This window comes from Actinoallomurus rhizosphaericola, from assembly GCF_024055675.1.
Classification (GTDB): domain Bacteria; phylum Actinomycetota; class Actinomycetes; order Streptosporangiales; family Streptosporangiaceae; genus Actinoallomurus; species Actinoallomurus soli.
The window spans coordinates 588,152-600,680 of record NZ_JAMXMW010000001.1 but is presented as its reverse complement, the minus strand read 5'-3'; the positions used below and the strand labels follow the sequence as shown (position 1 = coordinate 600,680).

Annotated in this window: 12 protein-coding genes; 7 read left to right on the top strand and 5 right to left on the bottom strand. The window is 73.1% G+C overall.

The genetic code is table 11. The annotated features are described in order from the left end of the window. The first annotated feature begins 70 nt into the window (after positions 1-70). On the top strand, positions 71-964 hold the full coding sequence (locus NE234_RS02860; protein ID WP_252776631.1) for a polysaccharide pyruvyl transferase family protein: 894 nt from the start codon (positions 71-73) through the stop codon (positions 962-964). 105 nt (positions 965-1,069) lie between these two features. Here the strand turns inward: NE234_RS02860 and NE234_RS02855 are convergent, their stop codons facing one another. Further along, on the bottom strand, positions 1,070-2,101 hold the full coding sequence (locus NE234_RS02855; protein WP_252776630.1) for an SDR family oxidoreductase: 1,032 nt from the start codon (positions 2,099-2,101) through the stop codon (positions 1,070-1,072). A 103-nt stretch (positions 2,102-2,204) separates the two neighbouring features. Between NE234_RS02855 and NE234_RS02850 the strand changes: the two genes are divergently transcribed. Then, the gene (locus NE234_RS02850; RefSeq protein WP_252776628.1) at positions 2,205-3,662 is read left to right on the top strand and encodes an MFS transporter; all 1,458 of its coding nucleotides are present in this window, start codon (positions 2,205-2,207) and stop codon (positions 3,660-3,662) included. Between the two features lie 21 nt (positions 3,663-3,683). On the opposite strand, the gene NE234_RS02845 is transcribed toward NE234_RS02850, so the two are convergent. Next, the gene (locus tag NE234_RS02845; RefSeq protein WP_252776627.1) at positions 3,684-4,574 is read right to left on the bottom strand and encodes a MarR family transcriptional regulator; all 891 of its coding nucleotides are present in this window, start codon (positions 4,572-4,574) and stop codon (positions 3,684-3,686) included. A gap of 62 nt (positions 4,575-4,636) precedes the next feature. On the opposite strand from NE234_RS02845, the gene NE234_RS02840 reads away from it, so the two are divergent. Both NE234_RS02840 and NE234_RS02835 read left to right on the top strand, forming a co-directional pair. Continuing rightward, positions 4,637-5,323: an NADPH-dependent F420 reductase gene (locus tag NE234_RS02840; protein WP_252776625.1), complete on the top strand. Its 687-nt coding sequence runs from the start codon at positions 4,637-4,639 to the stop codon at positions 5,321-5,323. Continuing rightward, positions 5,320-6,810, top strand: coding sequence for an MFS transporter (locus NE234_RS02835; RefSeq protein WP_252776623.1), 1,491 nt, complete (start codon positions 5,320-5,322; stop codon positions 6,808-6,810). The genes NE234_RS02840 and NE234_RS02835 overlap by 4 nt, the downstream gene beginning before the upstream one ends. Here NE234_RS02835 and NE234_RS02830 read toward each other — a convergent pair. Next, on the bottom strand, positions 6,807-7,433 hold the full coding sequence (locus NE234_RS02830; RefSeq protein WP_252776622.1) for a hypothetical protein: 627 nt from the start codon (positions 7,431-7,433) through the stop codon (positions 6,807-6,809). The genes NE234_RS02835 and NE234_RS02830 overlap by 4 nt on opposite strands. A 71-nt stretch (positions 7,434-7,504) precedes the next feature. Between NE234_RS02830 and NE234_RS02825 the strand changes: the two genes are divergently transcribed. The 3 genes from NE234_RS02825 (at position 7,505) to NE234_RS02815 (ending at position 10,069) form a co-directional block, all read left to right on the top strand. Then, the gene (locus NE234_RS02825) at positions 7,505-7,918 is read left to right on the top strand and encodes an RpiB/LacA/LacB family sugar-phosphate isomerase (RefSeq protein ID WP_252776621.1); all 414 of its coding nucleotides are present in this window, start codon (positions 7,505-7,507) and stop codon (positions 7,916-7,918) included. Between the two features lie 25 nt (positions 7,919-7,943). Beyond that, a complete protein-coding gene (locus NE234_RS02820) occupies positions 7,944-8,483 on the top strand; it encodes an NUDIX domain-containing protein (RefSeq protein WP_252776619.1) in 540 nt (179 codons plus the stop codon). Between the two features lie 164 nt (positions 8,484-8,647). Further along, on the top strand, positions 8,648-10,069 hold the full coding sequence (locus NE234_RS02815) for a pyridoxal phosphate-dependent decarboxylase family protein (protein WP_252776618.1): 1,422 nt from the start codon (positions 8,648-8,650) through the stop codon (positions 10,067-10,069). A 62-nt stretch (positions 10,070-10,131) separates the two neighbouring features. Here NE234_RS02815 and NE234_RS02810 read toward each other — a convergent pair whose 3' ends face one another. Both NE234_RS02810 and NE234_RS02805 read right to left on the bottom strand, forming a co-directional pair. Beyond that, complete coding sequence (locus tag NE234_RS02810; RefSeq protein ID WP_252776616.1) at positions 10,132-11,427, bottom strand: serine/threonine-protein kinase; 1,296 nt, start codon at positions 11,425-11,427, stop codon at positions 10,132-10,134. 41 nt (positions 11,428-11,468) lie between these two features. Next, complete coding sequence (locus tag NE234_RS02805; RefSeq protein ID WP_252776614.1) at positions 11,469-12,503, bottom strand: LacI family DNA-binding transcriptional regulator; 1,035 nt, start codon at positions 12,501-12,503, stop codon at positions 11,469-11,471. Positions 12,504-12,529: the final 26 nt, after the last annotated feature.

Below are 12,529 nucleotides of genomic sequence, written 5' to 3'. Positions count from 1 at the left end.
CGCCGGCCACCGCACAGCGCGGGAACGCACGGCCGGTTCCGAACCCGGGTCGGCGGGGCAGGGGTGACTCATGCGCGTACTGATGACCGGCTGGTTCAGCTTCATCGATGGTGAGGTGACGGCCGGGGACGCCCTGGCCCTGGACACCGCGGCCGCCGCGCTGGCGCGGGCCGGCATCCCGTACGACGAGGCGTGGAGTCCGGTGTTCCGGCCCGGCGCGATGTCGCTGGAGGAGACCGAGCCGGCGCGTTACACGCACCTCGTCTTCGTGTGCGGGCCGGTCCACGGCGAGCAGGTCCGGAACCTGCACGAGCGATTTCCGCACTGCCACCGGGTCGCGGTCGGCGTGTCGGTGATCGATCCGGCCGATCCCGCCGTCACCGGCTTCCACCGCGTGCTGGCGCGCGACGGGCTGGGCGAGCCGGGTCGCGACCTGGCGGGGGTACCGGAGGGCGCCCCGCCGGTCGCCGGGGTCGTCCTGGCGCTGGGGCAGGGAGAGTACGGCGCCCGCCGCCGCCATGACGACGTCGCCGCGCGGCTGACCGGCTGGCTCGGCGAGCGCGACTGCGCGGCCCTCCCCCTCGATACCCGGCTCGATCCGCGCGACTGGCGGCTGTGCTCCACCGCGGGCCAGTTCGTCGCGGTGGTGCGGCGGCTCGACGTCGTGGTGACCACCCGGCTGCACGGGCTGGTCCTCGCCCTGCGCGCCGGGGTGCCGGCGCTCGCCATCGATCCGGTCGACGGCGGCGGCAAGGTGTCGGCGCAGGCCGGCGTCTGGGAGTGGCCGGTGCTGCCCGCGAGCGCGGGCGCCCGGGAGTTCGACGCGGCCTGGATCTGGTGCCTGTCCGAGGAGGGCCGGCGGGCCGCCCGGGACCGCGCGGCCGCTCCCCCGGCCGCGCTCGGCCGTCTCATCGAGGAACTGTCCGCCGCCCGCGCCGCCGACCCGGCCGCACCGGGGCGGTGACGCCACCGGCCCGCCCACGGCGGCGGCACCAGGTCCGGCCTGACTGGCGGCCGCCCGCGCCAGCACTGGAGCGGTGACGCCACCGGCCCCCCGACGGCGGCGCCGTCAGCGGCGGCTGGTCAGGAGTTCGCGGAGCCGGCCGCCGCGCGGGTGTGACGTCAGGGGCGGCGTCGAGAAGCCCGCGCCCTCGCGCAGACCCGTGAGGAACTCGCGCAGCGCGTCCAGCGACGAATGCTCCGGCGTCCAGCCGAGGTCACGGCGCGCCCGGCCGGTGTCCATGATCGGTAGCCGGATCACGGCGTCGAACAGGCCGGGTGAGGCCGGCACCAGGTTGAGCTGCCAGCCCGCCCAGATCACTCCGCGTACGACCGTGGCCGGGACCCGGACGCGCCGGGCGCCGAGCAGGTCGGCCAGCTCCTCGGTGCCCACGACGGGGTCGGCGGCGATGTTGAACGGCCCGCGCGCGTCGCCCAGCACCGCCAGGCGGTACGCCTCGGCGACGTCGGTGGTGTGCACCGTCTGGAAGCGCAGGCCCGGGATGTCGGGCAGGACCGGCAGCAGCCCGGCCGAGACGTTCGGCACCAGCGGACCGCCGAAGATCCGGCGCTGTTCCTGCGCGGCCTCCCGCTTGAAGATGAACCCCGGCCGCAGGCGTACGACCCGGCGGTCCGGGTGGGCGCCCTCGAAGGCGTCCAGCACGCGCTCGAGGTAGGCCTTCTCCCGCGTGTAGGAGGCGCCGGGCCAGCCGTGCGTGGGCCAGGACTCGTCGACGGCGCGGTCCTTGGGGCCCGGGGAGTACGCCCCCACCGACGATGCGTACACCAGCGCGGGGACGCCCGCCGAAGCGACGGCGTCGAAGACGCGCGTGCTCCCGATGACGTTGGTCCGCCAGGTCGCCGCGGAGTCATGGGTCGGATGGAACGCCCACGCCAGGTGGACGACCGCGTCGGCGCCACGGAAGAGGGGCACGAGGTCGGCCGTCGCGACGTCGGCGGCCGACCATTCGGTCTTCGGAGCCGTCCAGTCGGGTTCGCGCCGGGCCAGCCCCAGGACCGAGTCGACACCCGGATCCCGGCCGAGCGCCTCGACCACGCTTGTCCCGACATTTCCGGTCGCTCCGGTAACCACGATGCGCATGTCAAAGCGCTACCCGGCCCGGCTCGGCCTAATCCGGAACCGCATCGGCGCTGGTCGCGGCACAGATATGCATAAAGTCGCTCTATAGGGGAGAAAGCCCGGCATGAAAAACGGCAGAACGATCGAGACCAAGATCCCGGCACGGCTCGATCGACTTCCCTGGGCACGCTGGCATTGGCTGATCCTCCTCGGGCTGGGGACCGTTTGGATCCTCGACGGCCTCGAGGTGAACGTGGTGGGCGTCATCGGGCCGCGGCTGACGGACAAGGCCGGCGGCCTCGGGCTTACCGACTCCCAGGTCGGCCTCGGGGCCGCCTGTTACGTCGCGGGGGCCTGCGCCGGCGCCTTGTTCTTCGGCTATCTGACGGACCGGTTCGGGCGCAAGAAACTGTTCCTGATAACGCTCGGGGTCTATCTACTGGCCACCGTGGCGACCGCCTTCTCGTTCAATCCGATCTGGTTCTACGCCTGCCGGATCATCACCGGAACCGGGATCGGCGGAGAGTACGCCGCGGTGAATTCGGCCGTCGACGAATTGATCCCCGCGCGGCTGCGCGGCACCGTCGACGTGGTGGTCAACGGCTCGTTCTGGCTGGGAACGACGTTCGCCGCGCTCATGTCCGTGCCCGTGCTCAACGCCTCGGTGCTGCCGAAGGACGTGGGCTGGCGGCTGCTGTTCGGGATCGGCGCGCTGCTGGGCGTGGGCATCCTGTTCGTACGGCGGATGGTGCCGGAGAGCCCGCGCTGGCTGTTCATCCACGGCCGGGACGACGAGGCCGAGAGAATCGTCCGCGACATCGAGCGGACCGTCTCGGAGGAGAGTGGCAAGAAGCTCGACGAGCCCGACGAGAGCATCGAGATCCGGCAGCGGCGGACGGTGGGCTTCGGGGAGATCGTCCGGACGGCCGTGAAGCTGTACCCCCGGCGGACCGTCCTGGGGCTGGCCCTGTTCATCGGCCAGGCGTTCCTCTACAACGCCGTCTTCTTCACGTACGCGCTGGTGCTGTCGAAGTTCTTCAAGGTGCCCGACGACCGGACCGGCTGGTACCTCGTGCCGATCGGGCTGGGCAACTTCTTCGGCGCGTTCGTCCTGAGCCGGCTGTTCGACCGCCTCGGCCGCAAGATCATGATCTCCGGGACCTACATCGTCTCCGGCGTACTGCTGATCGGCACGGCGCTGCTCTTCCGCGGCGGGCATCTGTCCGCGACGACGCTGACGATCTGCTGGGTGATCGTGTTCTTCTTCGCCTCGGCGGGCGCCAGCTCCGCGTACCTGACCGGCTCGGAGATCTTCCCGATGGAGACCCGCGCCATGGCGATCGCCTCGTTCTACGCGGTCGGCACGGCGGTGGGCGGCATCATCGGCCCGGCCCTGTTCGGGAAGCTGGTCGACACCGGCAAGGAGTCGGCCGTGAGCGACGGCTACCTGCTGGGCGCGGTCCTGATGATCGCCGCGGGCATCGTGGAGATCTTCGTCGGGGTCGAGGCGGCGAGCCGCTCGCTGGAGGAGGTCGCGGCCCCGCTGTCCGCCCAGGAGGAGCCGGAGAAGGCCGCCGCCTGAGGACCGCGCGTCCAGGGCCGGTCAGACGAGATAGGTCGCCTCGCCGCCGATGGCGCGGCCCGGCGGCCGCTCGTCGGTGGATCCGGGATGCAGATCCAGGACCGCCTCGAACTCGGCATCGGCCCCGCGTACGACCGAGAGCGTCAGCTTCCCGGCGTCACGGCCACGGCTGACGGCCGTGTACAGCGTGGTGACCGACCGCAGCGGCCGGCCGTCGGCGTGGACGAGAACGTCCCCGGTCCTGAGGCCGGCGTGGTCGGCGCGGCTCTCCGGCTCGACCGCGCGCACGAGGAGCCCGAGGGTCTCGGGCAGCCCGACGCTGCCGCGGATCTTCACCGTGACATGGGCGGGGGCGAGGGTCAGCCCGAGGCGAGGGAACGTCTCGTCGGTCGTCCAGCCCTCGAAGGAGATGAGGAGCCGGCGCAGGAGTGCGGCGAGCACGTCCCGCTCGTCCTCGCCGAGCGCGGCGAGGAGGCGGTTCTCGGTGGCGACGTGCGCCGGAGTGACGCGCTCGAAGAGCGTCCGGCCCGCATCGGTGAGCCTGACCAGGCTGTTACGCCGGTCTCTCGTGTCCGGTGACCGGGTGACGAGCCCCCGCTCCACCAGGCGCTCCACGCGGACGCTGACGGTGCCGGAGCTGAGGTTCAGCTCCCGCATCAACCGGCGCTGGGAGACGCCGCCGGGCCGATCGAGGCGGCGCAGCGTCACGAGCGCGTAGAAGTCCGCGCCGTTGAGACCGTACTCGGAGTAGGTGGCCGCGAGCTCGGTGTCGAAGATCTGGCGGAGCCGTCCGAGCCGCGCGACGATCGCCACGGGCGAGAGATCGAGGTCGGGTCGCACCTCCGCCCAGCCCGCCAGCAGCCGGTCCACCGAGTCGTGCGGGCCGTGCGTCGCCGGAAGGGGTTCTGACATGGCGATAGTGTACGCTCGCCCAGAAAGCTTTGGCCCAAGCCTTTCCCCCAAGTGGAGGCCGAATGAAGATCGGTGTCATCGGCGCCGGCCGGATCGGCGGCAACGCCGCGAGACTGTTCGCCGCCGCAGGCCATGACGTGTTCCTCTCCTTCAGCCGTGCCCCGGTGCGCCTGCGCGAGAAGGCCGCGGCCTTAGGACCTCGGGCACGAAGCGGCGATGTACGCGACGCCGTCGAGTTCGGGGACGTCCTGATGCTGTCGGTGCCGTGGACGTCGATTCCCGGCGTGCTCGAGCACGCCGGGCCCCTCCAGGACAAGATCGTCATCGACACGACCAACCACTTCGGACCTGGCGGGATCCAGACGCTGCCCGGGGGGCTCACGGCGGCACAGTTCAACGCGCGGCGCATGCCGGGTGCCCGCCTCGTCAAGGCCTTCAACACGTTGACCGCCGGTTTCCAGGCTTCCGAGGCCGGACGACCGGCACGGCAGCGGGTCGTGCTCTTCCACTGCGGCGACGACCCTGACGCGAAGACGGTCGTCGCCGGCCTGATCACCGATGCCGGGTTCGCGCCCGCGGACCTCGGCGGTCTCGCCGACGCCGCGCCGATGGAGGCACCGCGCCGCGCGGGCGCCGTGTACGGCGAGGAGTACCGGCCCGCCGAGGCGGTGCAGGTGGTCGAGGCCCTTCGCGAGGGCCGCCCGCTCCCACCCCCTCCGGACTACCCCCGGGACGTGGACGCACGGTGAGCACCTACGAGGAGAAGATCCCGCCGCGCCTTCCAGGCACCGCTCCAGCGCGGGCCACCCCTCCCCGTGAGGGGAGCCCGGGTCTCGCGCTCGCGCTCATGGTGACGGCCCAGTTCATGGTGATCCTCGACTCGTCGATCATCAACGTGGCGCTGCCGACCATCCAGAGCTCGCTGGGCTTCACCGCCCTCGGCGCCGAGGCGGTGATCACCGCGTACGCCACCGCCTTCGGCGGCCTGCTGATCCTGGGAGGCCGGCTCTGCGACCTGTTCGGCCACCGCCGGATCTTCGTCACCGGCCTGCTCGCCTTCGGCGTGACCTCCCTGGCCTGCGGTCTGGCGATCTCCCCGGCGTTCCTGGTCGTCGCCCGCGTCGCACAGGGTGCCAGCGCCGCGCTCCTGGCGCCCTCGGCTCTGGCGCTGCTGACCACGACGTTTCCCGAAGGCGCCGCGCGCAACCGGGCACTGGGGGTCTTCGGCGCCGCCACGTCACTGGGCTTCGTCGCCGGGCAGATCCTCGGCGGGGTGCTCGCACAGACCGTGGGGTGGCGCAGCGTGTTCCTCATCAACGTGCCGATCGCGGTCCTCGCCGCCGCGCTGACCGTACGGTCGATCCCCGGCATCGCCCCGGCGGGCGGCCGCCGGGCGCCCGACGTCCTCGGCGCCGTCCTCGTCACGTCCGCTGCCGCCCTGCTGGTGTGGGCGCCCACGTACGGGTCCGGTCACGGGTGGACATCAGCCGGTTTCCTCGGCGTCATGGTGGCCTCGATCGCCCTTTTCGGGGTCTTCGTGCTGATCGAGAGGTCACGGCGCGATCCGCTCATCCGCCTGTCGCTGCTGCGCTCCAGGTGGCTGATCGGCACGAACCTCGCCACGGCGGTCACCGGCGCGCTCAACGGCGCGGTCGTCCTGCTGTGCAGCCTCTTCCTTCAGCAGGCGCACCACTACAGCCCGCTCCGCGCGGGCCTGGCATTCGTGCCGACCGGCGTCGCCGGCCTCATCGCCGGGGTTCGCCTGGCGGGCCCGCTGATCACCCGGCTGGGCGTCCGCTGGGTGCTGACCTGGATGCCTCTGATCTCCGCGGTGGCGATCGCCGGACTGAGCCGGCTCCCCGGCCACGCGCCGTACTATCCGCCCCTGCTGCCCTGGCTCGTGGTGATCGGGCTCTCGTTCACCACGGCCGCGGTCGCGACGACGGTCGCGGTCTCGACCGGTGTCGCGCGCGGTGAGCAGGGGATGGCCGCCGCACTGCGTCAGACGGCGTTCCAACTGGGCGTCGCCCTGGGCGTGGCGGTCTTCGTCTCCCTGGCCGCGAGTCACACCGCCGCGCTGCTCGGCCACGCGCATCCGCCGAGCCGTGAGGCGGCGCTCACGGCCGGGTTCCGCCTGTCGCTGGTCGTCCTGGCCGTGCTCTCGGCCGTCGGAGGTCTGATCGCGTTCGTGCTCCTCCGCTCGCCGAGCGAGACGGCGGAGCCGGCCGGAGACTAAGAGATGAGGCGCGCGACGGCGGTCATCGTGCCGGGGGCGACCTCGGTGAAGCCGCCGTCCCGCACCGCCACGTCGGCCTCGGCGACGCTGCGGGCCCAGTCGTCCGCCTCCACGACCCGGACCCGCAGGCCCGGCCACTCGCCACGGGCGCGCAGCAGCAGCTGGGCCGCGTGGCCGGACTGCGCGGCGGACTTCCCGGTGGTCATCGCGACGCCGGGGTCGAGGGTCACCAGGGCGTACGGCGGCTCGGGCGGAGGCTTCGGCTCGTCACGCGGCAGGTCGGTGCCGCCGACCTGCAGTTTGGAGATCTCCGGCGGCACCTCCGTGACCGGTCCGGGCACGAACGCCCGCGCGAGCGCGCCGTCATGGTCGACCAGCACGCCGGGCAGGGCCGCGAGCGCCTCCCAGCGCGCGCCGCGGGCCCGTCGCGCCACCTTGCGGATCCGCCGCGACTCCCAGGCCGCCACCGCGTCGTGCCACTCCCCGCCCGGCGCCGAACGCGGATCGGTGAGCAACCGGACAACGGCCATGGCGGCCGCCTCGCAGATCGCCAGGTGCGACGGCGGCGCGGCCTTCTCGATGCGCAGGGCGAGTTGCATGGCCCACGGGGGATCCTCGGTCACGCTCCAATGTCTACCAGCCCACGGGAGCCGGGCCGTCCCGGAGCTCCCGCGGACGTGGCAGGGTGGGCGGCATGAAGGTGGTCTTCGGCGCGGACGACGAGAACGAATGCACCCGTGCGGTCATCGAGCACCTGCGTACGGTCGCCGACCTGCGCGTCATCGACGGCCTCCCCTCGTGGCCCGACTTCTCGCGGGAGGCCGGCCGCGCGGTGGCGAGCGGCGAGGCCGACTACGGCGTGCTCATGTGCTGGACCGGCACCGGCACGTCGATCGCGGCCAACAAGGTCCCCGGCGTACGCGCCGCGCTCGCCTGGGAGCCGTGGATCGCGCGGAACGCCCGCCTGTGGAACGACGCGAACGTCCTGGCGCTCAGCCTCAAGCGTCTCGCCCCGGACGTCGCCGTGGAGTGCGTCCGGGCGTTCCTCGAGACCGAACGCGAGGACCCCGAGGAGACCGCCACCATCGACCTGATCCGCGACCTGTGAGGATCCCTGTGGCACGCTGAACCGCATGATCCAGGTCTCCAGTCGCGTGGTCTATCAGAACCGGTGGATGACGGTCCGCGAGGACGACATCCGGCATCCGGACGGCTCCCCCGGCATCTACGGCGTCGTGGACAAGCCCACGGCGGCGCTGATCATCCCGATGGAGGACGACGGGTTCCATCTCGTCGAGCAGTACCGCTACACGCTCTCCTGCCGGTCGCTGGAGTTCCCGCAGGGCACCTGGCCGGACGACCGGGAGACGAGCACGGAGGAGCTGGCGCGCGCCGAACTCGTCCAGGAGACGGGCCTGCGCGCCGAGACGCTGAAGCGGATCGGATCGTTCGCCATCGGCCCGGGGTTCACCAGCCAGCGCTGTGACGTCTTCCTCGCCACCGGCCTGACGGCGGGAGAGGCGGCCGATCGCGACCCCGAGGAGCAGGAGATGACGCAGCGCTGGGTCGCGCGCCGGGACCTGGAACGGATGATCCGCGAGGGCGAGATCGTCGACGGTTGCACCATGGCCGCCTACACCCTGCTGACGCTGGACGGCACGGGCGAACGCTGACCCGGGAAGGGCGTCCGCGCGGAGGCCGACCGGGACGGCAGGCCGGGCGAGTGCTCACCCGGGACGGCCGGCCGAGGGCGCGGTGGCCTGAGGGGCCGCCGGGTGAGGCCGGTGCCCGGGATTGGCCATCGACACGCGGCGAACCGGCGTGTTCCGCTGACCGTATGACGCACCCCCTCGACGACGCCCACGTGACCGGGAAGGCCCTCGAACTGGTCGCGGAGGCGGCCGTCCCATACCTGGACTCCCTGGCGACGCGGCCGGTGAACGAGCCGGGCTCCGAGGCGTTGCTCGGCGGGCTCGGCGGTCCGTTGCCCGAACGGGGCGACGGCACGGTCGACAGTGTCGCGCGCCTGCTGCGGATCGGTACCTCCGCGGCCACCCACTCGGCCGGGCCGCGGTTCTTCCACTTCGTCGTCGGCGGCAGCACGCCCGCCGCGCTCGCCGGTGACTGGATCGCCTCGCTGCTCGACCAGAATCCGGGCAACTGGGCTGCCTCGCCCCTCGGCACCCAGGCCGAGACGGTGGTGCTGGGCTGGCTGAAGGACCTGTTCGGGCTCCCCGAGTCCTACGGCGGGGTGCTCACCACCAGCGCCACCTCCGCGAACTTCACGGCGCTGTCGGCGGCGCGGTTCTGGTGGGCGGAGCGGCACGGCGTGGACGTCACCGCCGACGGGCTGGCGGGATTGCCGCCGATGCCGGTCTTCTCCAGCGGGTACGTCCACGTGAGCACGCGCAAGGCCCTGCAGATGCTCGGCCTGGGGCGGGACACGGTGCGGAGGTTCGCCCGGGACGACGCCGGCCGCGTCGACCTCACCGCGCTCGACCGGGCGCTCGCCGAGGCCGGCGGCCCGGCGGTGATCGTGGCGAACGCCGGGGACGTCAACACCGGCGACTTCGACCCGATCGACGCGATGGCCGACCTGGCCGAGCGGCATGGCGCGTGGCTCCACGTGGACGGCGCGTTCGGGCTGTTCGCCGCGGTGTCACCGCGCACGCGGCATCTGGTCGGCGGGATCGACCGGGCCGACTCCGTCATCAGTGACGGCCACAAGTGGCTGAACGTCCCGTACGAGAGCGGGTTCGCGTTCGTACGGGACCCGGCGCTTCTGGGCCGGGCCTTCGGGGCGTGGGACGCGCCCTATCTGCCCGGGGAGGGTGACGAGCACGTCAACTACCAGTTCCTCGGGCCCGACTCCTCGCGCCGCGCACGGGCCCTGCCGATCTGGGCGACGCTGCGCGCGTACGGGCGCGAGGGTCACCGGGCGATGGTGGAGCGCCATCTCGACCTGGCCGCGCACCTCGGCCGGCTCGTCGAGGAGGCCCCGGACCTGGAGCTGCTCGCGCCGGTCGGACTGTGCGTCGTCTGCTTCCGCTACCGGCGGCCCGGCGTGGCGGACCTGGACGCGCTGAACGCCCGGCTGGGCGCCGAGCTGCTCGCGGACGGGCGCGTCTTCGCCGGTACGACCGTCTATCGCGGGATGACCGCGCTCCGGCCGGCGATCGTGAACTGGCGGACCACCGAGGCCGACGTCGAGCTGCTGGTCTCGATCGTCCGGGAGATCGGCGCGCGGCTCACCGGGTGAGGCTCAGACGGCGCACGGCCCGCGGATGACGGTCGGGTGGCGCGCGGCTCACGGGGTAAGGCTCAGACGGCGGGCAGTTCGTGCAGCAGCGTGTCGGCGCGGCTCTGCGTCAGGCCGCCTTCGCCCAGGCGGGTGATGATCTTCTGGCGGAGGTCCGTGAACCGCTGCCGCAGGTCGACGCGCTGCCCGGCGGCGACCTCGTTCGTCAGCGCGGTGATGATGTTGTCGAGGTCCACGGCGACGTCGGACCGGACCTCCCGGACGGCCATGCCCTCGTCCACCGTGCGCCGCATCCGGGTGAGCGCCTCGACCGTGCCTGCCGGGGTCGGCGCGGTACGGGCCCGGACCTCGCGGGCCGTCGGCGGCGGCGAGTGCGGCGACGACGGCGGTGGGACCGCGGGGGCCGCCGAGGTCGATCCGGGGGGCGTGGCGCTCGGCGTGGCGGGTCCCGAGGTCACGGGCGCGGGCGACGGGGAGGCCGTGGAACCCACGGGGCCGGACGGGGCGGTCAGCGCGGCCCTGGAACCGTCGTCGCCGGAGCCCAGCACGATGGCGATCACCGCGGCCGTGACCGCGGCGGCGGCGCCGGCGGCGATCGGCACCCGGCGCCGCTGGACGGCCGGGGCGGTCAGCACCCGCGTGATCGGGCGCACGGTCCTCCGCGGCGTGACGGCGTCGGGGCCCGCGACGGGCTCGGCGTCCGCTCCCAGCGCCTTGGCGATCTCGGCCGCGGTCGGCCGGTCCGGCGCGGACGGGGCGACGCAGCGTTCCTGCAGGCCGCCGAGGGTCTCCCCCGGCCCGGGACGGCGGCCCTTCACCGCCTCGAACCACACGATCCCGAGGGAGTAAACGTCAGCGGAGGGCGACAGGTCGTTCTCGGGCGGCAGGTAGTCGGGCGTGCCCATCCGCGCATCACCGGCGATGCCGAAGTCGAGGACCTTCACCCCGGACGCCGTGACGAAGACGTTGGTGGGCTTGATGTCCCGGTGGACGATGCGCGCGGCGTGCGCGGCGGCCAGCGCGGAGGCGATCTGGCCGATCACCCGCTCGACGTCGGGGACCGGGCGCAGGTCGGCGAGCGTCGAGCCGGTGAGCAGCTCCATCACGATGTACGGCGTGTCGCCTGACTCGCCGTAGTCGTGCACCGTGACGATGTGCGGGTGGGACAGGGCGGCCGCCGCGCGCGCCTCGTCCCGGAATCTCCTACGGAACTCCGGGTCCCGTGCCAGTTCCGGGTCGATGAGCTTGACCGCGACGTTGCGGACCAGGACCTCGTCCCGGGCCAGCCAGACGGTTGCCATGCCACCACGGCCGATCCGCTCGCGGAGGCGGTACCGGCCGGCCAGAAGCGACTGCATCGGCTCAGTCTTCCCCAACTCCCGCGTTTCGCACGAGGTTTCTAGTGTGCCCCCGATCTTCCGTTGCCGAGGGAGGAGGCGCGGGCCACCAGGTGGGTGTCCAGGATGACGACCGGGCGATCGATCTCCTCGCCGCGGATGCGGGCGACCAGCAGCCGCGCCATCTCCCGGCCCATCGCCTCCAGCGGCTGGTGCACCGAGGTGAGGGGCGGGTCGGTGTGCCGCGCGATCGAGGAGTCGTCGAACCCGACGACCGCGATCTCCCGGGGGATGTGGACTCCGCGCTCCTTGAGCACCCGCATGGCGCCGACCGCCATCGGGTCCGACGCCGCGAAGACGGCGTCCAGCGCCGGCTCGCGGGCGAGGAGCTCGAGCATTCCGCGTTCGCCGGACTCCTCGCTGAAGTCCCCGTGCACGACCGGCCCGGTGAGCCCGGCGGCGGCGAGGGCGTCGTGGTACCCGTCGAGGCGGTCGACGCCGACCTGCATGTCCTGCGGGCCGCCGATCGTGGCGATCCGGCGGCGCCCCAGGCCGATGAGGTGCTCGACGGCCTGCCGGGCGCCACCGCGGTTGTCGGCGTCCACGCAGCTCACCGGGACCACGCCGACGGGCTTGCCGCCGAGCACGGTCGGCACGCCGTTCTCCTCCAGGTGACGCGGCAGCGGGTCGCCGCCGTGCAGGGAGATCAGCAGGACGCCGTCGACGTGCTGGCCGGTGAGGTAGCGCTCGAACCGCGCGTGCTCCTCCTCCGACTGCGCGATCACCAGCAGCAGCTGCAGCCCGGTGTCCGCGAGACCGGCGCTGATCCCGCGGATGATGCCGGCGAAGTACGGCTCGCCGAAGACGCGTTCCTCCGATTCCGACACGAACAGCGCCACCGTGTCCGTACGGCGCGTGACCAGGGCGCGGGCCGCGCGGTTCGGGACGTACCCGAGCTCGTCGATGGCCCGCAGCACGGCCTCGCGGGCCTCCGGGCTGACCTTCGGCGAGCCGTTGATCACCCGGGAGACGGTGCCGCGGCCCACGCCGGCCCGTGCGGCGACGGCCTCGAGGGTCGGTCGCCGCCCGCTCGTCACGTGCTCTCCGGCCGGGGCGCCGAGAG